This window comes from Streptomyces sp. NPDC093225 (assembly GCF_044753805.1).
In the GTDB taxonomy this organism is placed as follows: domain Bacteria; phylum Actinomycetota; class Actinomycetes; order Streptomycetales; family Streptomycetaceae; genus Streptomyces.
Genome location: NZ_JBIVNX010000012.1, coordinates 15,634 through 41,488 on the forward strand (window position 1 = coordinate 15,634; position 25,855 = coordinate 41,488).

A 25,855-nucleotide genomic window follows, 5' to 3' on the forward strand; every position below is an offset into this window, starting at 1 on the left:
TCTGCGCGGTCGGCGGTGCGGCGGGTGCGCGCCGCGTCACTTGCCGATCTTCTTGAGGACTTCCTTCTTGATGTCCTTCTTGATGTTCTTGACCGTGCCGCCGGTGCCCGTGGCGTCGCCGCTCACGGAGGTCGCGTCACCGGTGTTGACCGCGTCGGCGCTGGCGTTGCCACCGGTGGCGTTGCCCGTGGTGACCGTGCACTTGCCCTTGCAGCTGTTGTTGCCGGTGTTGGCCGCGCCACCGGTGGCGTCGCCGCCGACGGTCGTGTTCTCGGCGTTCGAGTCGCCGCTGGTACCGATGCCGTCGGCGCTGTCGCCCTGCACGAACGACGAGAGGTGGTGCGGAGCGGAGACCGGGGCGGCCATCGCGGTCGCCGGGAGGGCGACACCACCACCGACCAGGGCCACGGAAGCACCGGCGAGAACGAGGCGACGGGTCGAAAAACGAGCGAACATGGTAATTCTCCATTCAGAAGGAAAGAGGTCTTCGAAACGTTCTCCGAGGGATTCCACCGGAGCATTTCTCCGCCTTCGGTTTTCCGGGGTTCCCCGGTGAGGGCGTACTTCAAATAAACCCGCTCCGGGCTCCCGCGTCACGCCACTTGAATACGGGACTTGACGCCGACGCACAGATCTTGGTAAAAGCCGCCGGGTTCCCCGGACGGAATCCCCTGCAGGACCTCCCGAAGGCCGGCGAGCCACCGGGGCGCGGGCGGGTAGGGCCCGGGTGGGGGCCGGAACACGCCGCGCCCCGCCGGATCCTGTCGACCGCCTGATCCGCGCGATAGCGTCGCCCTCGCACGGCCCCGGCGTCCGCACGGCCCCGGACGTCGCCGGCCGGAACCCGCAGCGCCCGTCCGCTTGGCCGCAGGCGAAGACCTCGCACGAGAATCCCGGAGAATTCCGATGAACGAGCGTTCCTGGACCCGTCGTTTCGTGCTCGCCGCGGCTTCCGTGGCCCTGGTCGGCGGCGGTGTCGCGCTCCCGGCGACCGCTGCGGCCGCACCGGCGGTCCCGCACTACGCCGTCACCTTCACCCACGACGGCGGCGTTCTCGTCGGCGACGGCTCCGGCGGCTGCGCCGGGCTGTGCCACGACTCCGACAACACCGCCGCGGGCGACGGCCTCTCGGCCGGCTGCACGGGCCTGTGCCACGGCAGCACGAACACCGCCGTGGGCGAGGGGGCGTCGGGCGTCTGCCGGGGCCTGTGCGACGACAGCGTGAGCACGACCGTCGGGAACGGCGCGTACAACGAGTGCGCGGGCCTGTGCGGCACCAGCACCAACACCGCGGCCGGCGACGGCGCCTTCAACGTGTGCAACGGCCTGTGCCTCGGCAGCGTCAACACCGTGGCCACCGCCGACGTCGTCAGCGGCAGCAGCCACCGGACGGCGAACGGCCCGATCGGCCAGCGCGCACGGCGCGGTGGCGACGACGACGGCCAGGGCGGCGACCAGAACAACAGCCGCGGCGGCGACGCCACCGCGGTGAGCGGCGACGCCGACGCCGCCAACACGACCGTCGGCGGCGAGGCCGCCTCCGGCGCCGCCACGTCGGGCGGCGTGGGCACCTGCATCGGCCGGTGCACGATCACCACGGGCAACGCCACCAGCGGCAACGCCAGCGCCGACGCGGCGAACGCCGGCGACGCGACCGCCGTGAGCGGCGACGCGACCGCGGTGGGCGGCAACGGCTGACGCGCGGAACACGGCACGGACGGACGCCGGAGAGGCTGCGGCCTCTCCGGCGTCCGTGTGTCGGGGCGCCCGCGGGGGCGGGCGGGCCCCCGGCCCTCACTTGCCGATCTTCTTGAGGACCTCCTTCTTGATGTCCTTCTTGATGTTCTTGACCGTGCCGCCGGTGCCCGTGGCGTCGCCGCTCACGGAGGTCGCGTCACCCGTGTTGACCGCGTCGGCGCTGGCGTTGCCACCGGTGGCGTTGCCCGTGGTGACCGTGCACTTGCCCTTGCAGCTGTTGTTGCCGGTGTTGGCCGCGCCACCGGTGGCGGTGCCGCCGACCGTGGTGTTCTCGGCGTTCGAGTCGCCGCTGGTACCGATGCCGTCGGCGCTGTCGTCCTGGACGAACGACGAGAGGTGGTGCGGAGCGGAGACCGGGGCGGCCATCGCGGTCGCCGGGAGGGCGACACCACCACCGACCAGGGCCACGGAAGCACCGGCGAGAACGAGGCGACGGGTCGAAAAACGAGCGAACATGGTGATTCTCCATTCAAACTGTCGGGCAATGTGTCGGCCTTTTCGTTTCCGGGGTTCCCCGGTGGGGCCGTGCTTCAAATAAACCCTTCCGGCCGCAGACCGTCACGCCACTGCAATACGGGGCTTGACTCCCGCGAGGACGCACGGTAAAAGCCCTCGACCGATCCCGGAGTCCCCTTTCCTGCTTCGGCTTCCGCGCTCCTGTCAAGTGACGAATCGCCGTGACTGTGGCCCGCGGCCGCGGGCGGGCACGGTGGCATTCGACCCTCCTGCGCAAGGGCAGGGGCGAATCGCCGAAGGACCCTCCGTCATGACCGACATCGCCATCACCGGACTCGGCTGCCGATTTCCCGGCGCCTCCGACGTCCGCGGTTACTGGGAGCTGCTGCTGAGCGGGGAGCGGCAGTTCGCTCGCGTGCCGCGGGAGCGCTGGGACCACGACGCCTTCCACGACCCGTCCGGCGACCGGTCGGACCCCCACACGGCGTACACCGACCAGGTCGCCTTCCTGGACGACGTGGACCGCTTCGACGCCCTCCACTACGGGATACCGCCCGCCCGGGCCCGGGCCACGGACCCGCAGCACCGGCTGATGCTCGACGTGGCCCGCGAGGCCCTCGACGACGCGGGGCTGGGCCGGGGCGACTTCGACCGGGAGCGCACGGGGGTGTTCGTCGGCATGTCGGTGTCCGACTACAAGGACCTCATGGCGGCCCCCCTGCGGGCCATCGCGCTGGCCGCCGAGACCGGGGGCGCCCTCGGCGCCGTCCGGGAGCGGGCGGCCCGGCTCGGCGGCTTCCAGCCCTTCTCGCTGCCCGGCAGCCTGCTGAACATGGCGCCGGGCACCATCAGCCGGCAGTTCGACCTCGGCGGCCCCAGCCTCGCCGTCGACGCCGCCTGCTCCGGCTCGCTGGTCGCCCTCGACCAGGCGGTGGCCCAGCTACGGCAGGGCACCTGCCGGCTCGCCGTCGTCGGCGGCGTGTTCCTGAACCTCACCCCCGAGGGCCTGATCGGTTTCTCCGCGCTGCGGGCGCTGTCCGCGAGCGGGGTGTGCCGCCCCTTCGACGAGCGGGCCGACGGCTTCGTCCTCGGCGAGGGCGCCGGCGCGGTCGTCGTACGGCCGCTGGCCGACGCGCTGGCCGCCGGCGACCGCGTCTACGCCGTGATCCGCGGCGTCGGCTCGGCCAACGACGGCGCCGCTCCGGGACCGCTGGCACCCACCCCCGAGGGACAGCTGCGGGCGATGCGCCGGGCCTACGACGACGCCGGCCTCCCGCCCTCCTCGGTGGGCTTCATCGAGGCGCACGGCACCGGCACCACGGTCGGCGACCGCGCCGAGGTGGAGGCCCTGCGCCGGCTGCGCACCGAGTACCCCGACGACGACCCGGCGCTGTGCTACCTCGCCTCCGGCAAGGCCCTCATCGGGCACGCGCTGTCGGCGGCGGGGATCGCGGGCCTGATCAAGACGGCCCTGGTCGTCCACCACGGCACGATCGTGCCGCAGCCGGACACCAGCCCCGCGCCCGACCTGGGCATTCCGGCCGCCGGTCTGCGGATCGCCGACACCGCGCGGCCCTGGCCGGGCACGGACCCGCGGCGCGCCGCGGTCAGCTCGTTCGGCTTCGGCGGCACCAACGTCCACGTGGTGCTGGAGGAGCCGCCGGCTCCGGCGCCCCCGGCCCCGCCCACCGTCCGCGCCGCGGCGCGTCCCGCCGTACGCCCGGCGGCGCCCGCCCGCTGCGCGACGGCCGCGTCGCTGCGCACCGGCACCGCCTGCGCACCGGCCACGCCCGTCCCCGCGGCGTCCGTGCAAGTCGGCTCCGTCCCGGCGGTGTCCGTACCCGTCGCCTCCGGGTCCGCCGCCGCGGCCGTACCGCAGCTGGTGCTGCTCACCGCGGGCAGTCCCGAGCTGCTGGACCGGCACGTCGGCGACGTGCTCGACACCGTCCGGCGCAGCCCCCGGCTCCCCGTCGCGGCGCTCGCCCACACGCTCGGCGGGCGCCGGCCGCTGACCACCCGGCTCGCGATCGTGGCGGCCGACACGGACACGTTCGCGCGGCGGCTGCTCCGGGCCCGCCGGCAGTGGGCCGACGGCGTCAGGGGCGACCTCGGCGACGGCGCCTTCGCCGCCGACGCGCCGCTGCCGGCCGGCCGGCGCCGCGTCTGCTTCGTCTTCCCCGGCCAGGGCAGCCAGCGTCCGGGCATGCTGCGGGACCTCTACGAGCGGTTCCCCGCCTTCCGGGAGACGGTGGACGCCCTCGGCGCGGTGGCCCGCCGGGAGGGCGGCCCCGACCCCGCCGAGCTGCTGTACGGCCGGGCGTCCGCCGCCCCGGCCGACGACGCGGAGCTGCGGCGGCACCTCGCCGGGACCGACGTGTGCCAGCCGCTGCTCGGCACCCTCCAGCTCGCGGCCGCCCGCCTGCTGGCCGACCACGGCATCGCCCCCGACCTCACCCTCGGGCACAGCGTCGGGGAGTTCGCGGCCGCCGCGGCCGCCGGGGCGCTCACCGGTGAGGAGGCCGTCCGGCTGCTCGCCCACCGGGGCTCGGCACTCCGGGATGCCGAGCCGGAGCCGCGGGGCGGGATGCTCGCCGTACTGAGCGACAAGGACACCTGCCGGCGCCTGGTCGACGGCATCGACGACGTGTGGCTCGCCTGCTTCAACGAGCCCCGCCAGGTGGTGGTCAGCGGCACCCTGCCCGGGCTCGCCGCGGTACGGCTGGCCTGCGCGGCGGCGGGCATCACCACCAAGGCCCTGGACGTGTCCAACGCCTTCCACTCGCCGCGGCTGGCCGCCGCGCGGGAGGCCGTGCGCGCCGGGCTCGCCGGAGTCCGGATCGGCCCGCCCGTCCTGCCGTTCGTCTCGTCCGTGGACGCGGAGGTCTGCACCGACGCCGACCGGCTGCGGGAGCTGTGGGCCCGGCACGCGTCGGCGCCCGTGCGCTTCGGCGAGGCCGTCCGCACCGCGTACGACGGCGGCGCCCGCGTCTTCGTCCAGGTGACCGGCGGCGGCTCGCTGCTGCGGGCCGTGGGCCGCAACCTCGCCGGCCTCGACGACGTGCAGGTGGTCGCGGCGTCCGGACCGGAACCGGACGACGGGCACGGCTTCGTGCACGGCCTCGCCCGGCTGGCGGTCCTGGGCGCCCCGGTCGACCCGCGGGTCCTGGTGCCCGAGGAGCACCGCCGCGCGCTCGACCTGCCGGTGGCCCGGCTCGACCCCCAGTCGTACTGGGTGCCCCGGCGGCGCGCCGCGGCGGCCGGTGCCCCCGTCGGAACCCGACCGGTGCGGCCGGTGGAGCGGGACACCGCAGCCGAATCCCTTCCGGCCGTCCCGCCCGTACCGAACGAGGAGACCCCGATGAACCACCCGATGGACAACCTGATGCACGAGCTGCTCCAGCTGGTCCAGCAGCAGGTCACGCTGCTCACCGGCCTCGCCGCGACCCTGCCCCCGCCGCCCGCCCCGAACGCTCCGAACGCCCCCGCCTCCGCAACGGTGCCCGCCCCGGTCCCGGACCGGGTGGAACCGGTCACGGCGACCCCGGCCCTGGTCGTCGTACCGGCGCCCACCGAGCCGGCCGCGGCCGGCGCCCCGGCGGACGGGGGGCCGCCGGGCGGCGCCGACGCGGTCACCGGGGCCGTGTTCGCGCACGTGGCGCGGATCAGCGCCTTCCCGGTGGACCGGCTGCGCGCCGACCAGCTGCTCGTCGACGACCTCGGCTTCGACTCCCTGATGCTGACCGACCTCTTCACCTCCCTCAGGAAGCTGTGGCCGGACCGGGCGTTCGACGAGCGCGCGGCCGCCCGGCCGACCGTCGGCGGGATCGCGGCCCTGCTCTCGGGCGGTACGGCGGACCCGGCCCCGGCACCCGTCCCCGCCCAGCGCGACCACGCGGCCGCACCCGCACCCGAGTACCCGTCGGCCGACCCGCCCCCGGCCGCCCCCGACGGACCGGCCGGCACCCCGCCGCCGGACGAGCACACCCGCATCGAGTGCTTCCCCGAGGTCGTCGCGCACGCCGAGCGGGTGTCCGTGCTCACCGGGCTCGGGCTCCCCAACCCGTACTTCCTCGTCCACGAGGGCGGCATGACGGACACCACCGTCGTCGACGGCCGGGAGCTGCTCTCGTTCGCCGGCTACAACTACCTGGGCCTGGCCACGCACCCACAGGTGAGCGCGGCCGCGCAGGAGGCGGTCGGCCGCTACGGAACGTCGGTGTCCGCCAGCCGGCTGCTGTCCGGCAGCCGTCCGCCGCACGGGGAGCTGGAGGCCGCACTCGCGGACCTGCTGGGCCGCCCGGCCGCGCTGGCCCTCGCCAACGGCCACGCCACCAACGTCACCCTGATCGGGCACCTGGTCGGCCCGGGCGACCTCGTCGTCCACGACGCCCTCGCCCACGACAGCATCCTCCAGGGCTGCCGCCTCTCCGGCGCCACCCGGCGGCCCTTCCCGCACAACGACGCGGCCGCGCTCGACGCCCTCCTCGCGCAGGTCCGGCACCAGTACCGGCGGGTGCTGGTCGTGATCGAGGGCGTGTACAGCATGGACGGCGACATCGCCGACCTGCCCGCGCTGGTCGAGGTCAAGCGCCGGCACGGCGCGCTGCTGATGGTCGACGAGGCGCACAGCATCGGGGTGATCGGCGCGACCGGGCGCGGGATCGGCGAGCACTTCGACACCGACCGGGCGGACGTCGACCTGTGGTCGGGCACCCTGTCCAAGGCCCTGGCGAGCTGCGGCGGCTACGTCGCGGCGGCCCGTCCCGTCGTCGACTACCTGCGCTACACGCTCCCCGGCTTCGTCTACAGCGCCGGGACGACCCCGGCCGACACCGCCGCGACGCTGGCCGCGGTACGGCTGCTGCGGGCCGAGCCGGAGCGGGTGACGCGGCTCGCGGAGAACGCCGCGCTGTTCGCCCGCCTCGCGCGGGAAGCCGGCGTCGACACCGGGGACAGCGGCGGATCGGCGATCGTGCCGTGCATCGTCGGGGACTCGGTACGGACCCTGCAGCTGGCCGAGGCGCTGTTCCGGCAGGGCATCAGCGTCAACCCGATCCTGCATCCGGCCGTGCCGGAGGAGCTGGCCCGGCTGCGCTTCTTCGTCACCCGCGACCACACCGCCGACCAGATCCGCCGGAGCGTGACCGCGCTGGCCCGCGCGTTGCACCGGCCCGCACCGGCCCCGGCCGCCTGACCCGCACCGATGAGAGGACCACCGCCATGGACACCACCGCCGCACCCGCCGCGACCGACCGCGGCGCCGCCTTCGTCCCGCTCGCCCCGGGGCGGATGCTCCGCTGGGGCGGAGCCGGCCTCATCGTCGCCCGCCGCCCCGACCTCACCCACCAGCCGCTGCGCCTCTCACCCGCCGAGCGGGGCGTGGTGCGCGGGCTGCCGGCCTGGCGCCGGGGCGAGTGGATGGCCGGCCGGCTGCTCGCCAAGCGCCTGGTGGGCGAGGCCGTCGGCGCGCCCGAGGCCGACGTGGAGGTGCTGCCGCGGGAGGACGGCAGCCCGTACGTCGTCGTCGCCGGCAGCCCGCTCCCCGCACTGCACCTCTCCATCAGCCACACGGCCGGCCACGTCGCGGCGGCGCTCGCGCCCGAGCCGGTCGGCGTGGACCTGTGCGAGACCGGCTCCGCCCCCGCCGTCCGCCGCGTCGCCGACCACGTGCTCTCCCCCGAGGAGCTGGCCCTCGTCGACACCGGGCGGCCGGAGGCGCTGGCCGGTGCCTGGGCGCTGAAGGAGGCGGCGGTCAAGGCCGACCGGGAGGGCGTCCACGGCCCCGCACCGCGCCGGATCGTCATCACCGGCCTGCGGCCGCCGGCCCTCAGCGGGCCGCGGCGGGCGATGGTGTGGCAGGTCGACGACGCGGTCCTCGCCCTGGTGCTGGTACGGCCGGGTCCGCCGCCGGGGCACCCCGGGGGCGGCCCGGAACGACCGGGGCCGTGAGCCGGCGGGTGCACTGCGTTGGTGCTCTTCGGCCCGCTGGATCATGCTTGTCAGTGGACCCCTGGCCATGCAGGTTCCCGTCGCACCGCGGAACCACTGGAACGAGCGAGGGCGAGATGAGCGGCGATGGATCGACTGCCCACCCCTCCCGGTGAGGGGCCCGAGGAGCCGGACTCCTCCGCCGAGCCGGCGTACACGGCCACGGCCAGCATCGACGAGCAGGGCATCGTCACCGAGTGGAGCGAGGGTGCCCGCCGCCTGCTGGGCCACGAGTCCTCCGACATCGTGGGACGGCCCGCCGTCCAGCTGCTCGCGGACGCCCCCGGCGACCCGGCCCGGCTGATCCCCTCCGGGGCGGAGCTGTGGAGCGGCACGGTGGCGCTGCGACACCGGGAGGGCCACCGGCTGCACCGGGCGCTGATCGCGCACCGCTGGACGTCCAGCGGCGGGACGACGAAGTGGTTCCTCGTCTCCGCCGTGCCCGGCAGTCCCCGTACCGACTGGGAGGCGTCGCTGCGGGACTGGGCGTTCGCGCAGTCGCCGTGCTTCCTGACGGTCTTCGACGAGGACCTGCGGCTGGTGCGGGCGAACTCCGCCATGGAGCGCCTGCTGGGGCTGACCGAGGAGGAGATGCGCGGTCTGCGGCTGCCGGAGATCGCCCCGGACCCCGTGAGCGACGAGACCGAGCGGCGGATGCGGCTGGTCCTGGAGTCGGGGGAGCCGCAGTACGTGGCGGCGTTCGTGCGCGCCGCGGGCGCGGGCGGCGGCCCCGGGAACGCCTGGGCGACCGAGCTGGACCCGCTGCGGGACCCGGAGGGCCGGGTGCGCGCGGTGTGCCTGACCGCGCACGACATGAACGCCCTGCAGGGCGACCGGCAGCGCAGCCTCCTCCCGAACGAGGCCGCCGCCCGCATCGGCACCACCCTGGACAGCGGCCGGACCGCGCAGGAGCTGGCCGACGCCGCCGTACCCCGGATCGCCGACTTCGCCGTCGTGGACCTGCTCGAACCCGCGCCGCGCCCCGACACCGCCTCCGCCGGCCCGGCCGCGGGACCGGTCACCGTGTGCCGCACGGCGGTCCGCTCGGCCGCCGGGACGGGCCCGCGCCCGCGGGTCGGGGTCGGCGAGACGACCGTCTACGCGTCACCGTCGCCGCCCACCGAGGCGCTGGCCAGCGGCCGCGGCGCCGTCTACGCGACGGCCGACCCGGCCGTCGCCCAGTGGCTGGCCCAGGACCCCGAGGCGGCCTGGCTCGGCGAGAACGGCACCCACTCCGTCCTGGTGGTGCCGCTGCGGGCCGGCGGCACGGCCCTCGGCGTCGCCCTCTTCAGCCGTGACGAGGGCCGGGAGCCCTTCCAGCCCGAGGACCTGTGGCTGGCGGAGGAGCTGGCGACCCGGGCGGCGGTGGGCATCAACAAGGCGCGCCGGCACACCCGCGAGCACACCAGCACCATGACCCTGCAGCGCAGCCTGCTCCCGCACAAGCTGCCCGACCACCCGGCGCTGGAGATCGCGTCCCGCTACCTGCCCGCCGGCACCGAGGCCGGCGTGGGCGGGGACTGGTTCGACGTCATCCCGCTGTCCGGGGCGCGGGTGGCCCTGGTCGTGGGCGACGTCGTCGGCCACGGCATGCGGGCCGCCGCGACCATGGGCCGGCTGCGGACGGCGGTGCGCACCCTCGCGGACGTCGACCTGCCGCCCGACGAGCTGCTGACCCACCTCGACGACCTGGTGATCCACCTGTCGGCCGACGAGGGTGAGCGGGAGGCCGGCGGGGAGGCCGCCGGCGGCATCGGCACCACCTGCCTGTACGTCGTCTACGACCCGGTCAGCCGCCGCTGCACGCTGGCCCGGGCCGGCCATCCGCCGCCGGCCGTGGTCTCCCCCGACGGTTCCGTGTACCTCCTGGACGTGCCGGCCGGCCCGCCGCTGGGCCTGGGCGGCCTGCCCTTCGAGACGATCGACACGGAGCTGCCCGAGGGCAGCCTGCTCGCCCTGTACACCGACGGCCTGCTCCAGGCCCGCGACCACGACATCGACGAGGCCCTGGACAGCATGTTCGGCGCGCTGCTGCGGCCGGCCGGCACGCTGGACACGGTGTGCGACCGGGTGCTGACGGCGCTGCTGACGCACCGGCCCGACGACGACGTGGCGCTGCTCGTGGCGCGGACCCGGGCCCTGCACGCCGACCGGGTGGCGGTCTGGGACCTGGAGTCCGACCCGTCGGTCGTCTCCGACGCCCGCCGCAACACCACCGACCAGTTGGAGGCGTGGGGGTTGGAGGAGGCCTCGTTCGTCACCGAGCTGCTGGTCAGCGAGCTGGTCACCAATGCCATCCGGTACGGGCAGCCGCCCGTCCAGCTCCGCCTGATCCACCAGGACACCATCCTGATCTGCGAGGTCTCCGACTCGGGCAGCACGGCGCCGCGGATGCGGCGGGCACGGACCTTCGACGAGGGCGGCCGGGGGCTGCTGCTGGTCGCGCAGCTGGCCCAGCGCTGGGGCGCGCGGCCGGCGCCGGTGGGCAAGACCATCTGGGCCGAGCAGTCCCTCACCGGCGTTCCCGAGCTGCCGATCGCCGCGTTCTGAGCCGCGCGGACGTGCGCGGCGGGGCTGCGGTTGCGCCGTCCGGGGGCCCTGTGACACCGCGGTGACAAACGGCGGACAGCGCCATGACGTGCGGCGGTCAAGCTCTTCAGTAGCGGACAAAAGCGACATCCCATCGCAAGTCCCCTGCTTCCGAGGACGTGAGCAGAGATGACCGAACCGATGCGTCGGAGGAAATCCCATGAGCCTCACCCTCACCACCCCGCAGGTCGAAGCCCCCACCACCACGCTGGCCCCGCGTGAGCAGGAGGCCCTGCGCCACATCGCCGCCGGCTGCACGTACCTGCAGACCGCCCGCAACATGGGCCTCTCGAAGCACACCGTCGACGCCTACCTGCGCCGCATCCGGGCCAAGCTGAACATCAGCACCACGGCGGAGATGACCCGCCTGGCCGTCGCGATGGGCCTGTGAGACCCGACCGTCGCACCCGGCCCCGCACCACCGACACCGCGAACCCCGCCCCCGAAGGAGCGGGGTTCTTCGCCGTCCGCGCCCGGTGGGCCGACCCGCCCGCTCAGGGCGGGTCGGGGCTTGCGCCCCTCAGCCGCCCGCCGGCCCGCGGAACACCGGCCCGGCCCAGGCCGGGGGCTCGGGCGGCGGCCCGTCCTCGGACCCGACCCCGCCCGACCCGGCCTCCCGCCGGGCCGGATCGGCGGCTGCGCGCTCGGCACCGCCCGAGGCGGCCCGCAGCGCGGCCACGAACTCCAGGCAGGTGTCGAACCGGTCCTCCGGAACCTTCGACAGGGCCTTCGCCAGCACGTCGGCCACGGCGGGCCCGACATCGGGCCGCCGCTCGCCGAGGGGCGGCGGCTGGTCGTACTGGTGCGCCCACAGCAGGGCCATGTCCTCGTCCCGCTCGAAGACGGGACCGCCGGCGAGGGTCTCGTAGACGACGCAGGCCAGGCTGTACAGGTCGCACCGACCGTCCACCGGGCGGCCGGAGATCTGCTCGGGGGCCATGTAGTCGAGGGTGCCGACGAACTCGCCCGCGGTGGTGAAGCCGGACAGGGACAGGGACTTCTTCGTCAGGCCGAAGTCCGTGAGGTAGACGTGCTCGGGGTGCTCGTCGTCCGTGCCGGGGGCGACCAGGATGTTGGCGGGCTTGACGTCGCGGTGCACCAGGTCGTGCTCGTGGGCGGCGTCGAGCGCCGAGGCCACCTGGGCGGCGATGCGCAGGGCGGTCGCGACCGGGAGCGGGCCGTCCCGGTCCAGCAGGGCCCGCAGGTCGAGGCCGGAGACGTAGCGCATGGCGATGTAGAGGACGCCGTCGGTCTCGCCGGCCTCGAAGATCGGCACGATGTGCGGGTGGTCGATCGAGGCGGCGACCCGCGACTCGTGGGTGAAGCGGCGCCGGAAGGTGTCGTCGCGGGCCCGCTCCGGGGCGATCAGCTTGAGCGCGACCATGCGGTCCAGGCGCAGGTCCTTGGCGGCGTAGACGACGGCCATGCCGCCCCGGCCGAGCATGCGCTCGATCCGGTAGCCGGCGATCTGCTTGCCGATCAGGCCCGAGGGGCGGCCCGTGTCGTACACGCTCAGGTCGGATGCGGAGCCCATCGGACGCACCTCACCCGGCCGGACCGGCGGCCCCGCGCCGCTCCGGGCCCGTACCGCGACGTCGTCGATGCGAACCTGTGTTCGGAACGACAGGGCACTTCCCCATAGTCGAAAGTGTATCGAGCGGGACCGCCCCCGCCCGCTCGGCGTGCGCCGACCGGGCGGCGCACGCCGAGCGGGGGCGGGTCACGGGACCGCAGGGGTCACGACGCCTCGGGCGTCACCGCGAGGGAGTGCAGGTAGCGCATCAGCGTCATGAGCACGTCGCGGCTGGAGTCGCGGCGACGGGCGTCGCAGCGCACCAGCGGCACGGAGGGCGGCAGGTCGAGGGCGGCCCGCAGCTCCTCCAGGGGGTGGCGGGGCGACTCGGGGAAGTCGTTGACGGCGACCACGAAGGGCACGCCGCGCTCCTCCAGCCGCCCGATGACGTCGAAGCTGACCTCCAGGCGGCGGGTGTCCACGAGGACCACCGCCCCCAGCGCGCCCTCGAACAGCCCGCGCCACAGGAACCAGAACCGCTCCTGCCCGGGGGTGCCGAACAGGTACAGGACCAGTTCCTCGTTGATGCTGATCCGGCCGAAGTCCATGGCGACGGTGGTGGAGGTCTTGCCCTCGATGCCCGCCGTGTCGTCGACGCCGACGCCGGCGCGGGTCATCGTCTCCTCCGTGGTCAGCGGCCGGATCTCGCTCACCGACCCGACCAGGGTCGTCTTGCCGACCCCGAAGCCCCCCACGATCACCACCTTGACCGCGGCGACGGCGGTGGCCGGCAGCGCGTCCTCGCGCCGCGGCTCAGAGCTTTTGAAGTCCATGGATGACTGCCTCAATCAGTGCCAGGTCGGGGAGTTGGGCGGCGGGGACGGGGGCCCGGGACAGCACGTGCCCCGCGACGAGCAGGTCCTCCAGCAGGACGGTGACCACGCTGACCGGCAGCCCGAGGTACGCGGAGATCTCGGCGACCGAGAGCGGCGACGCGCACAGCCGCATGATGGCCGCGTGCTCCGGCTGCATCCCGTTGCCGGGCCCCGACCTGGCGACGATGAGCGTCACCAGGTCGAGGCCGGCCGGTCGGGCCGCCCCGCTGCGGCCACCGGTGATCACGTAGAGCCGCTCGGGCCCCTCGTCCTCCCAGCCCCGGCCCGGGTCACTCACGCGGGCTGCTCCTCGTTGCGGGGCGGGCTGCTGAGGTGCTCTCCGATACGGGCGACCAGGTCGCGCATGCGCTGGCCCATCAGCCCGGCGTCCACGCCCTCGTCGGCGAGCACCGCGAGGTAGGCACCCGCGCCGGCGGCCATCAGGTAGAAGAATCCGCCGTCCATCTCGATGACGACGAGTCGCATCCGGCCGTTGCTGTGCGGGAGTTCGGTGGCCACGGCACCGGCCAGGCTCTGCAGTCCGGCGCAGGCGGCGGCGAGCCGGTCGGCGCGGTCGGTGTCGGCACCGTGCTGGGCCATGCGCAGGCCGTCGGCGGACAGGACGACGACGTTGCGGGTCTGCGGGACGCTCTCCGCCAGGTCCTTGAGCATCCAGTCCATGTTGGTCAGCTGGCGACTCATGCCTGTTCCCCCTTGATCGCCGCGGCCGGCGATACGTCTGTGTGCTGGCTAGCCGTGCCGGTCCGGTCGGTGGCCGTACCGGGTGCGGTGGCGGTGGTCGTACCGGCGGCGGTCGTCGTACCGGCGGCGGTGTGGCTCTCTCCGGACAGGCCGTTCTGGAAGGCGGCCAGCCATATCCCGGGCTGCACCTGCGGTGCGGGGTCGGGTCCCGGATCCGGTGCGGTCGGTGCCGGAGGTACGGTCGGCGCGGCGGCGGCCGGAGCCGCCGCGGGGGCCGCCACGGGCTGCGCGGGCAGGGCCGGTGCCACGGCGCGCTGCCGGCGGCGGCGCTGCGGCAGCCCGTTCGGGGTCCGCTCCGCCACCACGGGCGCGTCCTCGTCGGCGCGCCGGGGCCCGGTGGCCGGGCGCGGCCCGCGGTCCTCGGCGGCGGGGTCGAGGGCGGCGCGCGGGCCGGACGAGGTGCCGATGCCGTGCGCGACGCCGGTGGCGGCGGCGACGCTGGTGATGAGGTGCTGCGGGATGACCAGGACCGCCCGGACGCCACCGTACGCCGAGGAGCGCAGCGACACCTGGAAGCCGTGGGCCTGCGCGAGGCGGCCGACCACGGCGAGGCCGAGGCGCGGGGTCTCCCCGAGGTCGTTGACGTCGATGCCCTGCTGGGCCTGGCGCAGCATCCGCTCGGCCCGCTTGCGGGCCTCCTCGCTCATGTTGACGCCGCCGTCCTCGATCTCGACGGCGATGCCCGCGTTCACGTCGACGGCGGTCAGGTGGACCTTGGTCTGGGGCGGGGAGTAGCGGGTGGCGTTGTCCAGCAGCTCGGCGAGGGCGTGGATGAGCGGTTCGACGGCGGTGCCGACCACGGCGACCTGGGACACCGAGTGCAGCTCCACGCGCTGGTAGTCGATGATCCGGGACATCGCGCCGCGCAGCACGCTGTAGAGGGGAACGGCCTTGGACCACTGGCGGCCCGGCCGGGCGCCGCCGAGGACGGCGATGGAATCGGCGAGCCGGCCGATGAGCGCGGTGCCGTGGTCGAGCCGGAGCAGGTCGCCGAAGACCTCGGGGGTGCGGCCGTGCCGCTCCTCCATCTCCCGGAGTTCCTGGGCCTGCTGGTGGACGATCGCCTGGACGCGGCGGGCGATGTTGACGAAGGCGCGCTGCGCCGAGTCGCGCAGGTCCTCCTCGGCCACGACGGCGTCCGTCACCGAGCGCAGCACCGCCCGGTGGGCCGCCCTGAACTCGGGGGTCAGACCGGTCCCGTGGACGTCCTCGTCCGCCACGGACGCCAATACGTCCTCGGGGAACTCCCCCTTGCGCAGCCGCTCCGCGACCGCGGGCAGCACCGCCTCGGCCAGTCGTACGGTCTCCGCCTCCTGCCGGGCGAGCAGGGTCCGCTGCTCGTCGACGGCGTCCCGCAGTGCCGCGAGCGCCGCACCGCGCCGGGCGGCCACGGTGCACGCGAGCGCGACCGCGACGCACGCCACCGCGCCGGTCCAGGCCACGGGGGTGCGGGCGGGCGCCGACACCAGGGCCACGGCCACCGCCGCGACGGCCGCTGTCACCACGGCGGGCACGGCCCATGCTGCGGACGACGCTGGCCGTGGGCTGCCGGGCGACGATCCCTCTCGAACCATCAGAACCCTCAAATGATCGGAAAATAAAGATCCTTGGACAACGACCCGGTAGCTTATCCGCTCCGCGCACGGGTCTTGACAGCAGATCATGATCTGGACATGCCCACGGAATCGAAGTTCCGGTACTTGGCCGAAACCCGATACCCCTTTCCCCGCCGCCCTGTTGGTACCTTCCTGCCCACACCGTCGCCGGCGCCGTCCGGGCCCGGCCCCGCGCTTGACGGGATCCCGTCGGTGCGGTGCCGGGCGGCGGGCGGTGGCAGGCGGGGTCAGACCTCGCCGTCGGTCCTGAGGTCGAGGCGGACGTTGGTGTCCGCGGTGCCGTTGTTGGTCACGCAGGCGGTGTAGTAGCCGGGACCGGGGAAGGTGCCCCAGGCGGAGCGGAGGTCCACGGCCCAGGTGGTGACGAGCCCCGGGGAGCCGGTGCCGGGGACGGTGACGCCGTTGTACTGGAGCTTGAACTTCGCGCCCGCTCCCGTGGCCCGGCCGTCGGCACGGACCTGGTACCCGGCGTACTGCTGGACGCAGCGCTGCTCGCCGGGGTGCAGCGTGCCGCCGAAGAACTGGCTGGCCGAGGCCGGCCCGGCGGCGGCGAGCAGGGCGGCGGCGCAGGCCGCCGCGAGCGATGCGGCGGCGGTCAGGCGCAGGCCGGTGCGCCGGCCGGTGGTGGTCGCGGGCCCGGCGGTGGCGGCGGTCGTGGTCGTGCGGGCGGTCGTGGTGGTGGTCGTCTCGGACATGGTGCGTCCCTCCTGGTGGATGGCTCGGCGTGGACCCGGGGCGGCGGGCTCCGACCGGACTTCACCTGGTCGGAGCGGTTCCGCGCCCTCCCGGGCACTGCCCACGGTAGGAGCGGGCACCATCCGTCCGACACGCCGAAAGGGGGTCAACTCCCGCCCAAAAACGGTCCATCGCGCCCGTTCCGCAGCCACGCCCTGGTATCACCGGAGAGGGGGTGGGGCGCATGGCGGCGCGGCGGCTGGCGGACCGGTTCGCGGAGGCGCGGGCCCGCGGCTTCGTCGGACGGCGGGCGGAGGTCGAGCGGTTCCGGCGGATCCTGGCGGAGGGTCAGGGTGCGGTGGTGCACGTGCACGGCCCGGCCGGCATCGGAAAGTCCACGTTGCTGCGGCAGTTCGGCTGGCTCGCGGCCGGGGCCGGCCGGCCCGTGGTCCGCGTCGACGCGGAGAGCGGGCCTACCGGGGAGACCGGGTCGGGCGGCCTCGCACCGGGCACGGTGGTGGTGGTCGACCTACCGGCCGCCGTGCCGGCCGCCGAACGGCTGCTCGCGGACGTGCCCGACGACGCCGTCCTCGCCCTCGCCGACCGGGAACCGCCCCCACTGGCCTGGCGCACCGACCCCGCCTGGCAGGGGCTGCTGCACGTGCTCGCGCTCGCCCCGCTGCCGCCCGCGGACAGCGCGGAGCTGCTGGCCCGGCGCGGGGTCCCGGAGGCCGAGCACTCCCGGGTGCTGGAGTTCACCCACGGACATCCGCTGGCGCTCGCGCTGATGGCGGACGTGCACGTGCACGGGGCGCGGCACACCGGGCAGCCGGCGCAGCCGCCGTGGGTGGTCAGCACCCTCCTGGCGGCGCTGCTGGAGGTGGTGCCGAGCCCGCTGCACCGCGCCGCGCTGGAGGCGTACGCCCAGGTGCTCGTCACCACCGAGCCGCTGCTGGCCGCGCTGGTCGGCGTACCCGACGCCCGCGAGCTGTTCGACTGGCTGTGCTCGCTGTCGGTCACCGAGTACGGGGGCCGCGGCATCCACCCCCACGACCTCGCGCGCTCGGTCCTCGACGCCGAACTCGCCTGGCGGCACCCGGCGCGCCGGGCCGAGCTGCGCCGCCGGGCCGGCTCGTACTACCAGCAGCTGTTCGCCGACGGCGACCGGCCGCGGCAGCGGACCGTGCTCGCCGACTTCGCCTACCTGCACCGCGACAGCCCGCTGGTCGGTCCGCTGCTCGCCCCGGTCAGCGCGGGCCCGGCGGGTACGGCCCGGCTGGACGCCCTGACGGTCACCCCGACCCGGGAGGCGGAGCTGCCCGACCTGCTGGCCATGGCCGAGCGGCACGAGGGCCCGGAGTCGGCAGCCGTGCTGGGCGCCTGGTGGGCGCACCCGGCGGCCACCTGGGGGACGGTCGCGGCGGCCGGGGAGGGGCCGAGCGGCTTCTACGTCCTGCTGGCCCTCGACGCGGCGGAGCCCGCCGGGCCCGCCGACCCGGCCGTCACGGCGGCGCGGGCCTGGCTGCGCGGGCCGGGCGGGCTGCGCGCCGGTGAGCGGGCCCTGCTGGTGCGGTGCTGGCTGGCCGGGGACGCGTACCAGGACGTGTCGCCGGTACAGACCCTGATCACCCTGCGGCTGACCCACCACTACCTCTCCGGGCTCCGGCCCGCGCTGACGCTGCTGACCTTCGCCGACCCCGCCTTCTGGGCCGCCGGGTGCGCGTACGCCGACTTCGAGCGGCTGCCCGCGGCCGACTTCACGGTCGGCGGACGGACGTACGGGGCCTTCGTCCACGACTGGCGCCGTACGCCCCCGTTGGCCTGGCTCGACCTGCTCGGCGCGCGGGAGTCGGCGGCCGAGCCGCTGGCGGTGGCGCCGCCCGAGGCCGCCCCGCTGCGCGTCCTGGACCGCGAGGAGTTCGGCACGGGGGTCCGTGAGGCGCTGCGGGGGCTGGGTCGGGCCGGCGGGCTGCGCGGGTGCGTCCTGCTGCGGTCCCGGTCGGTGGCGGCGCGCAGCGGGGAGCAGGCCGGGGAGGAGGAGCGCACGGCCGTGCTGGCCGCGCTGCTGCGGGAGACCGCCGCGCGGCTCGAGGCCGCGCCGCACGACCGGCGCGGCTACCGGGCGCTGCACCACACGTACCTCAGGCCGGCCGGCACCCAGCAGCGCGCGGCCGACCTGCTGCGCCTGCCGATGTCCACCTACCGGCGCCATCTGGCGGCGGGCGTGGACCGCCTCACGGAGGAGCTCTGGCGCCACGAGCTGGAGGCCTGAAGGAAGACCGGGGAGGGCTGGGGAGGGCTCACTTCTTGCAGGGGAAGGTCACCTGTTCGCTGCGGACGCTCTTCTTCTGGTCCGGCAGGTGGAACGTGACGTACCCGGTCACCGCCTTGGCGCCCTTGGGGGCCGGCACGTCCGCTACCAGGAGGGAGACCTTGGTGGAGGTGCCCGCACCGTAGGAGAAGGATCCCGGGGAGACCCGGGCCCGGCCGGTGTTCACGGTCCAGTGGAAGCGGACGGTGCCCGGCCCGGTCGCCGTGACCTTCCCGTCGAAGGACATGGCCACGGGAGTGCCGTTGCACTCGACCGTCTCCCCCGACTTCAGCAGGGTGACCACCTCGACCTTGGTGACCTTCACCGCCGCCACGGCCCCGGTCGTCCCGGCGGTTCCGGCCTGCGCCGCGTGGGCGGGGGCGAAGGCCACCGAGGAGGCGAGGAGCGGGGCTGCTGCGAGGAGCATGAGGTGCCGACGCCGGTTCATCGTGCTGCCTTCCGGTGGGAAAGCCCCCGATCTCCGTCCCAGGATATCGGCGGCCCGGCCGGGCGGCCCGGCCGGGCCGCCGGGGTGCCTCAGGCGGCGTCGGCACGGGTCAGGGCCTCGGCCAGTTCGTCGCGGGTCATGGTGGAGCGCCCCGGGACGCCGGCGGCGGCCGCCTTCTCGTACAGCTGGGCCTTGGTGAGGGAGTCGAGGGAGGGGCGGTCGGCAGCCGGGGTGCGGCGGCCGCGGCGGCCACCGCTGCGGCCGCCGCGCGCCCGTTCGACGCTGGCGCGCAGGGCCTCGGTCAGGTCGACGACGTTGGTGGCCTCCGCCGGGAGCTCGGCCTTCTCGACGGTCCCGCCCGTCCGCTTGGCCTCGACCAGGGCGGCGACCTTCTCCTGGTAGGTGTCGTGGAACTCCTCGGGGTCCCAGTCCGTCTCGAGTGCGGTGACCAGCTGCTCCGCCATCCGCAGCTCCTTCGCGGAGCTCTTGGCGGCGGAGTCGTCGGGCAGGTCGGGGACCTCCGCGCGGGGGTCGCGGATCTCGTCGGCCCAGTGCAGCGTGTGGAGGGTCAGGATGCCGTCCTCCGCCTTGAGGACGACGAGGTACTCGCGGCCGCGCATCACGAAGGTGGCCACGCCGGCCCGGCCGGTCTTCGCGAGGGCGCCCTGCAGCAGGGCGTAGACCTTCGCGTACTCCGCGCCCTTCGGGCCGAGGTAGTAGGTCCGGTCGAAGAAGATCGGGTCGATCGCCTCCAGGTCGACGAAACCGCTGATCTCCAGGGCCCTGGAGCGGCCGGGGGCGACGTCCTCCAGCTCGGCCGGCTCGACCAGGACGTACTCGTCGCCGGCGTCGTAACCCTTCACGATCTCGTCGGCGGCCACCTCCTCGCCGGTGCGCTCGTTGACCCGGCGGTTGCGGACCCGGTCGGAGGTACCGCGCTGCAGCTGGTGGAAGCGGATCGTGTGGCTGTCGGTCGCGGTGTGGATCCCGACGGGGAAGCTCACCAGCCCGAAGCTCAGTACGCCGGTCCAGACCGGTCGGGCCATGGTCCTCACCGCCTCGGCGCGCGGCTGCCGCTGACCCGGGGCGTCTGCCCGGGCGCCGTGCGCCGAAACACGGGTCAGGACCCCGGCCGGTGGTGACTGTCGGTCCCGGCCGGGGTCCTGGTTCAGGGGGTGCCGCGGGTGGCGGCGACGGCGTCAGTGGCCGTCGCGCGTCTCCCGCTTGCCGCGCTTCTCGCGCATGTCGCCCGTGTTCCGGCGCTCGTCCATGTCGCCGCGGGTCATGTCGTCGCGGCGCGTCTCACCGGCACGCATGTCACCGCCGCGCATGTCACCGCCACGCATCTCGCCGCCACGCATGTCGTCACGCCGCATCTCGCCGCCACGCATGTCGCCGCCGCGCATGTCCTCGCGCGACATGTCCTCGCGGCGCATGTCCTCGTCGCGGTCCCGGGAGACCTCTCCGGGCCTGCGCTGGCCCCGGCCCTGCTCCTCCCGGCCCTTGCCGGGCTGCTGGCGCTTGTCCTGCATACCACCCATGACGGGTCACTCTCCTTGGAGACCTTGGAGCGGATGGGACCTCGTCGTCCCGCCCGCGGTACGACGCTGACACGGTCCGTCACGCGGCGCATCTTTTCGGCACGGAGAGTGGTCATGGCGACGGGGGTGGCCGGCGTGCCGCGGTCAGTACTCGACGGTGATCCGGCGGGCCGGGCCGTCGACGGTCACGGTGCCGCCGTACGGGAGGACGACCTGCGGGTCGGTGTGACCCAGGTCGACGTCGAAGACGGTCATGAGCGACGGCGCGTGCTCGGCCAGGGCGCGCAGCACCGCCGCGCGCTGCTCGGCCCGGAAGGCGGCCCGCTGGGCCGCCGTGTACGGCCGGTCGAAGTTCCAGGCCTGGGCCCGGCCCATGAGGAGCGCCGAGAAGGGCCGGAGCAGCCCGCGCTCGCCCATGCGGCTGAGCATGCGGTGGACCTCGGCGGCGCCGGGCATCTCCTCGGAGGTCTCCAGCATCAGGACGCAGCCCTCGTAGTCCCCGGCCGGCCGGATCTCCCGGTCGGCCTCCAGGAGGCGCGACAGGGTCTCCAGGTTGCCGCCCCAGGTGGGGCCGGTCACCCGGCGGGTGGGCAGGTGCCAGGTCCAGGGGTCGGCCGCCTCGAGGTCCGGTTCACGCGTGAACGTGGCCGGGTCGGCCCAGTCTCCGATGGCGGCCCCGATCCGGTCGGGGGCGGTCAGGGCACGCGGTCCGGAGCCGAACAGCGCCGCGCGCAGCGAGTCCGCCGTGACCGGGGCCGTGCCGAGGGGGCGGCCGAGCTGGACCATCACGGAAGCGCCGTGGTAGCCGACGATCCCCAGGTTCCAGAGGAACGCGAGGAGGTTGGTGTTGTCGCTGTACCCGAAGAACGGCTTGGGGTTGGCCCGGATCAACTCCCGGTCGAGGTGCGGGAGCACGCGGATCTGGTCGTTCCCGCCGATGCTCGCGAACACCGCGGTGATCGCCGGGTCGGCGAAGGCCGCGTGGATGTCCGCCGCCCGGTCCTCGGGCGAGGCCCCCGTGCGGCGCGTGGTGGGGTACTCGACCGGGACCAGGCCGAACTCCTCGGTCAGGCGGCGCAGACCCAGCTCGTACGGGGTCGGGAAGAGGCCGGGCAGCCCGGCGGAGGGCGACAGCACGGCGACGGAGTCGCCGGGCGAGGGCTTGGGCGGGTGCTGGAGGGCGTGCATGTGCGGATCGTAGGAGGGCCGCGGGGGCCCTCGCACCCCCGGTTTGGGCCCGGTGCCCGCGGCGGCCCCGGTCGTGGTCCGGCGCGGCCGCCGCGTCCGTCGTGCTCCCCGTGCGCAGGGGCTCACCGTACGCGGCGGCACCGGGAGCGCTCCCGGACTACTGGGCCATCTCGTAGGCGCCGGAGAGCGCCTCGACCCGGGCCCAGACGCGCGCCGAGCGGGCCTCGTCGACGACCGGGCGGCGGACCGCGCCCAGCGCCCAGCGCTGCTGGGCCTCGGTGGCGGAGTCCTTGCCGTGCAGTTCGACGGCGTGGCCGGAGAAGTCGCGGACGAGGACGGCGAACAGCTCGTCGAGCACGGACGTGTCCAGGTCCGTCAGGCGCGCCTGCTCCAGGATCAGCTGCGCGTGCACCACCAGGGCGAACAGCTGGCCGACGGAGAGCAGGAAGTCGAGGTCGCGGCCCTGCGCCTCATCCGGGGCGGTGGTGGTGACGAACTCGCAGAGCGCGTCGGCCTGCTCGCGGAACCGGGCGACGTTCGGCAGCTCGGCGTACGCGTCGAACGCCGGGCGCCAGTCGTGGAAGCGCACGGAGCCCAGGCCGCGGGCCGGGCCCTGCCGGAAGAGGAAGTCGTCGTCGGCCGCGTCCAGGCGGGTCGGCACGGCCGGGTACTCGACCGGCTCCAGGAGGTGGTTGCGCATGAACTTGAGGATCAGGGCCAGGTTGACGTGGACCGTGCCCTCGAGCTTGGGCAGCCCGCGGATCTCGACGGCGGCCTGGGCGAAGTAGTTGTCCTTCTCGAAGCCCTTGGCCGCGATGACGTCCCACATGAGGTCGATGACCTTCTCGCCCTCCGTGGTCACCTTCATCTTCGTCATCGGGTTGAAGAGGAGGTAGCGGCGGTCGTCCGGGCCGGCGGAGCGGAAGTAGTCGACGGCGCGGTCGCTGAACAGCTTCATGCCGACGAGGCGGACGTAGGCGTCGGCCAGCTCCCGGCGCACGTGCGGGAAGGCGGTGACGGGCCGGCCGTAGAGGATGCGGTTGTGGGCGTGGGTGACGGCCTCGTACATCGCGTGCTCGCAGATGCCGATGGAGGCGGCGCAGAGGTTGAACTTGCCGACGTTGACGGTGTTGAGGGCGGCGTCGAAGGCGGCGCGCCCGGTGTGCAGGACGTCCTCGGCGGCGACCGGGTAGTCCTCCAGGCGGAACTCGCTGACGTACTTGGAGGAGTCGACGACGTTCTTCACGAGGTGGTACGCCGGGTGGCGGCTGTCGGCGGCGAAGAAGACGTACCCGTCGGGGCCCTCGACGTCGGTGCGGCGGCCGAAGACGGAGACGAGGCCGGCGGCGTTGCCGTTGCCGATGTAGTACTTGGAACCGGTGGCGCGGAAGCCGCCGGTACCGTCGGCGGACGGCTCCAGCAGCATGTCGGTGGAGTAGATGTCGGCGCCGTGGGTCTTCTCGGACAGGCCGAAGGCGAAGACCTCGCCCTGGGAGAGGAGTTCGGCCGCGCGGGTGCGGGCGGCGGCGTTCTCGCTCTGCCAGACCGGGCCGAGGCCGAGGATGGTGACCTGCCAGGCGTACCAGTAGTCGAGGCCGTAGAAGCCGAAGACCTCGTTGAGGGCGGCGATCCGGGCGGTGTCCCAGCGCAGGTCGTCCTGGCCGGGGGCCGCGGCGGAGGCGGGGGTCAGGAAGGTGGCGAACAGCCCCTCCTTGGCGGCGAAGGCGAGGAAGTCGGCCAGCCAGGCGCGGTCGCGGTAGTCCTGGATCAGCTGCCGCTTGCCGCGCTGCTCGAACCAGTCCACGGTGGCGCGCAGCAGCCGGCGGGTCTCGGGGTCGAAGTGCGCCGGGTCGTAGGTGCGCGGGTTGAAGAGGAGCGGGTCGGCCATGGGAGGTCCGCCTTCCGTCGGTCGAGGGGTGGGATGGGAGGTCCGTGGGGGTGCGTGCGCGGCGGCGGGCGGGCCCGCGCGGGCGGGGGCCCGGCCTCGTCCGCGGGCGCTCGGGGTCCGTGGACGGGTGCGGCTACGCGGTGGGCGCCGGCGGGAGGCCGTCGGCCAGCCGGTGCAGGGTGGCGAGGACGTCGTCGAGCCAGGCGATCGTCATGCGCTCGTACGCGATGCCGCCGCGCAGGACGACGTGCTGGAGTTCCTGGCCGGCGTCGAGCGGCGCGGGGACCTCGGGTCCGGTGAAGTCGCGCCGCTCGCCGGCGAGGTAGTGCGCGAGCCGGTCGCCGTGCACCCGGCGGTGCCGTTCGACCTCGCGGACGAGGGCGGCCGGGTCGTCGAAGGCCGCGCCGCGGATCTTGACGGCGAGGTCGTGGCGCAGGCTCTCGGGTTCGATCGGCTCGTGCAGCCAGCGGGACAGGGCGGCGCGGCCGGGGCCCGCCACGGAGTACTCCTTCTTGTCCGGCCGGCCCTGCTGCGGGACGTCGCGGACGACCAGCAGGCCCTCGGTCTCCATGCGCTTGAGCACCCGGTAGATCTGCTGGTGCGTGGCGGTCCAGAAGTATCCGATGGACCGCTCGAAGCGGCGGGCCAGCTCGTAGCCGGAGCCGGGCTTCTCCAGGAGGGACACGAGGATCGCGTGGTCGAGCGCCATGCCCCGATCCTTCTATGCAACTCGTTGCATAGACAAGCGTCGGCCGCCGGGTGAGACACGGCTCACCCCGGCGCGGGCCCCGCCCGGCCCGATGCCGGGGGCTGCCGGACGCCCCCTAGGGACGACCTCCGGTCAGGGACTGGCCGCCGATGTCCGCCGCGCCGGCCAGCACCTCCTGCCACCAGACCTCGGCGCGGCCCGGGTCCATCGCCGTCCAGTCGGGGGTCTCCTCGACCTGGGCGCGGCCCAACCGGCGGGCGAGGGCGACCAGTTCGCGGCCGGCCGGCCCGCGCGCCGCCCGGTACTCCGCGACGAGGTCGTCCCAGGAGGCGGCGGTGCGCCACGCCGCGCCGAACGCGGTCGCGTCCTGCAGTGCCTTGGCCGCGCCGCTGGTGTTGTGCGGGCGCACCACGGTGGCGGCGTCGCCCGCGAGGAGCACGCGTCCGGCGGCGGTCCGGGGGACCTCCAGGTCGTAGATGGGCTGGACGAAGGTGTCCGCGGGGGCGGTCAGGGCGAGCAGCCGGCCCCAGTACGGCGGGAACGCGCGGTCCAGCAGCTCCGCGAGGCCCTCCGCGAGGCCCGGGGTGAGGTGGCCGGGCGGGAAGCTCGTGGGGTCGTCGAAGCGCAGCGCGCCGTCCTGCGGGGGCACGGCGTACAGGACCCAGTTGACGCGCGTGCCGTCCGGGCCCGGGATGCGGTAGACGACGCAACTGCCGCCGGGGAAACAGACGGTGGTGACCGCGTCGGAGGGCCACACGTCCTCGCCGAGGCCGTCCAGCAGCCGGGCGTCGAAGTTGCCCCGCCAGCAGACGTAACCGGCGTAGCGGGGCCGGGAGCCGGCGCTGACGGCATCGCGGACGACGGAGCGGTATCCGTCGGCACCGATGACCAGGTCGTGGCGTTCGGAGGTGCCGTCGGTCAGCCTGACCTCGGGCCGGGGGTCGTCGCCCGGTCCGGCCGGGACCGTGACGCCGGCGACCGCGGCGCCCTGCCGGTAGACCACCGACGCGGGCGTCGCCTCCCGCAGCCCGCGCCAGAGCAGTCCCCAGTGGTAGGAGTGGAAGGGGAACGGCTGCTCCCAGAACAGCTTCCCGGCGGCCGTCGCGCCGTCGCGCACCACCCAGCGGCGCCGGGTCAGCGGGTGGGCGGCGATGCCCGGGGGTAGGGCGCCGGCGGCCGCGAGTTCGGCGGCCCGGTCGTTGTGGACGCACAGGCCGACGCCCCGGTCGGCCAGCTGTCCGCGGGTGCGTTCGAGGACCACCACCCGGTCCGCGCCCGCGCGCGCCGCCGCTGCCGCGAACGCGCAGCCCGCAATGCTCCCGCCGACCACCGCGACCGTACCGCCGCCCCGCATCGCCGCTCCTTCTCGCCCGCCGGCCCGGTTCCGCGCGGCCCGCGCCGTCCCGGGTGTCGTCTCCGGTGCCACCGGCGCCATCCTGCCGGACGTGTCCGGACCGGGAAGGAGAACGCGCGGAACGGCCGAGTTCGGTACCCCGGGGCGGCGGATGAGGCCGGGAACCGCCCCTGCGGACCCGGCG

General features: G+C 74.9%; 21 protein-coding genes. 6 read left to right on the top strand and 15 right to left on the bottom strand.

Features of this window, described 5'->3' with window-relative positions; translation table 11 throughout:
* Nucleotides 1–36: 36 nt before the first annotated feature.
* Nucleotides 37–456, bottom strand: a complete 420-nt coding sequence (locus ACIQCH_RS13635) for a hypothetical protein (protein ID WP_402580848.1) — start codon at nucleotides 454–456, stop codon at nucleotides 37–39.
* 450 nt (nucleotides 457–906) lie between these two features.
* Between ACIQCH_RS13635 and ACIQCH_RS13640 the strand changes: the two genes are divergently transcribed.
* Nucleotides 907–1,698: a hypothetical protein gene (locus ACIQCH_RS13640; RefSeq protein WP_402580849.1), complete on the top strand. Its 792-nt coding sequence runs from the start codon at nucleotides 907–909 to the stop codon at nucleotides 1,696–1,698.
* 96 nt (nucleotides 1,699–1,794) lie between these two features.
* On the opposite strand, the gene ACIQCH_RS13645 is transcribed toward ACIQCH_RS13640, so the two are convergent.
* Nucleotides 1,795–2,214 (bottom strand): hypothetical protein, encoded by a 420-nt coding sequence (locus tag ACIQCH_RS13645; protein ID WP_402580850.1) that lies wholly within the window; start codon nucleotides 2,212–2,214, stop codon nucleotides 1,795–1,797.
* Nucleotides 2,215–2,524: 310 nt separating this feature from the next.
* Between ACIQCH_RS13645 and ACIQCH_RS13650 the strand changes: the two genes are divergently transcribed.
* The 4 genes from ACIQCH_RS13650 (at nucleotide 2,525) to ACIQCH_RS13665 (ending at nucleotide 11,182) form a co-directional block, all read left to right on the top strand.
* Nucleotides 2,525–7,408, top strand: a complete 4,884-nt coding sequence (locus ACIQCH_RS13650; RefSeq protein ID WP_402580851.1) for an aminotransferase class I/II-fold pyridoxal phosphate-dependent enzyme — start codon at nucleotides 2,525–2,527, stop codon at nucleotides 7,406–7,408.
* A gap of 26 nt (nucleotides 7,409–7,434) precedes the next feature.
* Entirely contained in the window at nucleotides 7,435–8,163 is a 729-nt protein-coding gene (locus ACIQCH_RS13655) for a 4'-phosphopantetheinyl transferase family protein (protein WP_402580852.1), read from the top strand.
* 126 nt (nucleotides 8,164–8,289) lie between these two features.
* A complete protein-coding gene (locus tag ACIQCH_RS13660; RefSeq protein WP_402580853.1) occupies nucleotides 8,290–10,752 on the top strand; it encodes a SpoIIE family protein phosphatase in 2,463 nt (820 codons plus the stop codon).
* A gap of 199 nt (nucleotides 10,753–10,951) precedes the next feature.
* A complete protein-coding gene (locus ACIQCH_RS13665) occupies nucleotides 10,952–11,182 on the top strand; it encodes a response regulator transcription factor (RefSeq protein WP_402580854.1) in 231 nt (76 codons plus the stop codon).
* Nucleotides 11,183–11,311: 129 nt separating this feature from the next.
* Here ACIQCH_RS13665 and ACIQCH_RS13670 read toward each other — a convergent pair whose 3' ends face one another.
* The 6 genes from ACIQCH_RS13670 to ACIQCH_RS13695 form a co-directional block, all read right to left on the bottom strand.
* Nucleotides 11,312–12,325 (bottom strand): serine/threonine-protein kinase, encoded by a 1,014-nt coding sequence (locus ACIQCH_RS13670; RefSeq protein ID WP_402580855.1) that lies wholly within the window; start codon nucleotides 12,323–12,325, stop codon nucleotides 11,312–11,314.
* A 203-nt stretch (nucleotides 12,326–12,528) separates the two neighbouring features.
* Complete coding sequence (locus tag ACIQCH_RS13675) at nucleotides 12,529–13,137, bottom strand: GTP-binding protein (RefSeq protein WP_402580856.1); 609 nt, start codon at nucleotides 13,135–13,137, stop codon at nucleotides 12,529–12,531.
* Nucleotides 13,118–13,477 carry a DUF742 domain-containing protein gene (locus ACIQCH_RS13680; protein ID WP_402580857.1) on the bottom strand — a complete coding sequence of 120 codons (360 nt, stop codon included), beginning with the start codon at nucleotides 13,475–13,477 and terminating at the stop codon, nucleotides 13,118–13,120. Before ACIQCH_RS13680 ends, ACIQCH_RS13675 begins: the two co-directional genes overlap by 20 nt.
* Nucleotides 13,474–13,881, bottom strand: a complete 408-nt coding sequence (locus tag ACIQCH_RS13685; RefSeq protein WP_402580858.1) for a roadblock/LC7 domain-containing protein — start codon at nucleotides 13,879–13,881, stop codon at nucleotides 13,474–13,476. Before ACIQCH_RS13685 ends, ACIQCH_RS13680 begins: the two co-directional genes overlap by 4 nt.
* Entirely contained in the window at nucleotides 13,878–15,515 is a 1,638-nt protein-coding gene (locus ACIQCH_RS13690) for a sensor histidine kinase (RefSeq protein ID WP_402580859.1), read from the bottom strand. The genes ACIQCH_RS13685 and ACIQCH_RS13690 overlap by 4 nt, the downstream gene beginning before the upstream one ends.
* 269 nt (nucleotides 15,516–15,784) lie before the next feature.
* Nucleotides 15,785–16,252: a hypothetical protein gene (locus ACIQCH_RS13695; RefSeq protein WP_402580860.1), complete on the bottom strand. Its 468-nt coding sequence runs from the start codon at nucleotides 16,250–16,252 to the stop codon at nucleotides 15,785–15,787.
* 224 nt (nucleotides 16,253–16,476) lie between these two features.
* Here ACIQCH_RS13695 and ACIQCH_RS13700 point away from each other — a divergent pair, with 224 nt between their 5' ends.
* Nucleotides 16,477–18,504, top strand: a complete 2,028-nt coding sequence (locus tag ACIQCH_RS13700) for an AAA family ATPase (protein WP_402580861.1) — start codon at nucleotides 16,477–16,479, stop codon at nucleotides 18,502–18,504.
* Between the two features lie 28 nt (nucleotides 18,505–18,532).
* Here ACIQCH_RS13700 and ACIQCH_RS13705 read toward each other — a convergent pair whose 3' ends face one another.
* The 7 genes from ACIQCH_RS13705 to ACIQCH_RS13735 form a co-directional block, all read right to left on the bottom strand.
* Entirely contained in the window at nucleotides 18,533–18,991 is a 459-nt protein-coding gene (locus tag ACIQCH_RS13705; RefSeq protein ID WP_402580862.1) for a hypothetical protein, read from the bottom strand.
* An 89-nt stretch (nucleotides 18,992–19,080) separates the two neighbouring features.
* Entirely contained in the window at nucleotides 19,081–20,037 is a 957-nt protein-coding gene (locus ACIQCH_RS13710; protein ID WP_402580863.1) for a Ku protein, read from the bottom strand.
* Nucleotides 20,038–20,190: 153 nt separating this feature from the next.
* Nucleotides 20,191–20,532 carry a hypothetical protein gene (locus ACIQCH_RS13715; RefSeq protein ID WP_402580864.1) on the bottom strand — a complete coding sequence of 114 codons (342 nt, stop codon included), beginning with the start codon at nucleotides 20,530–20,532 and terminating at the stop codon, nucleotides 20,191–20,193.
* Between the two features lie 144 nt (nucleotides 20,533–20,676).
* Nucleotides 20,677–21,720 carry a S66 peptidase family protein gene (locus ACIQCH_RS13720; protein ID WP_402580865.1) on the bottom strand — a complete coding sequence of 348 codons (1,044 nt, stop codon included), beginning with the start codon at nucleotides 21,718–21,720 and terminating at the stop codon, nucleotides 20,677–20,679.
* Nucleotides 21,721–21,877: 157 nt separating this feature from the next.
* A complete protein-coding gene (locus tag ACIQCH_RS13725; protein ID WP_402580866.1) occupies nucleotides 21,878–23,608 on the bottom strand; it encodes an acyl-CoA dehydrogenase family protein in 1,731 nt (576 codons plus the stop codon).
* 133 nt (nucleotides 23,609–23,741) lie between these two features.
* Nucleotides 23,742–24,317 (bottom strand): PadR family transcriptional regulator, encoded by a 576-nt coding sequence (locus ACIQCH_RS13730; protein ID WP_402580867.1) that lies wholly within the window; start codon nucleotides 24,315–24,317, stop codon nucleotides 23,742–23,744.
* 115 nt (nucleotides 24,318–24,432) lie between these two features.
* Entirely contained in the window at nucleotides 24,433–25,671 is a 1,239-nt protein-coding gene (locus tag ACIQCH_RS13735) for an FAD-dependent monooxygenase (protein WP_402580868.1), read from the bottom strand.
* Nucleotides 25,672–25,855: the final 184 nt, after the last annotated feature.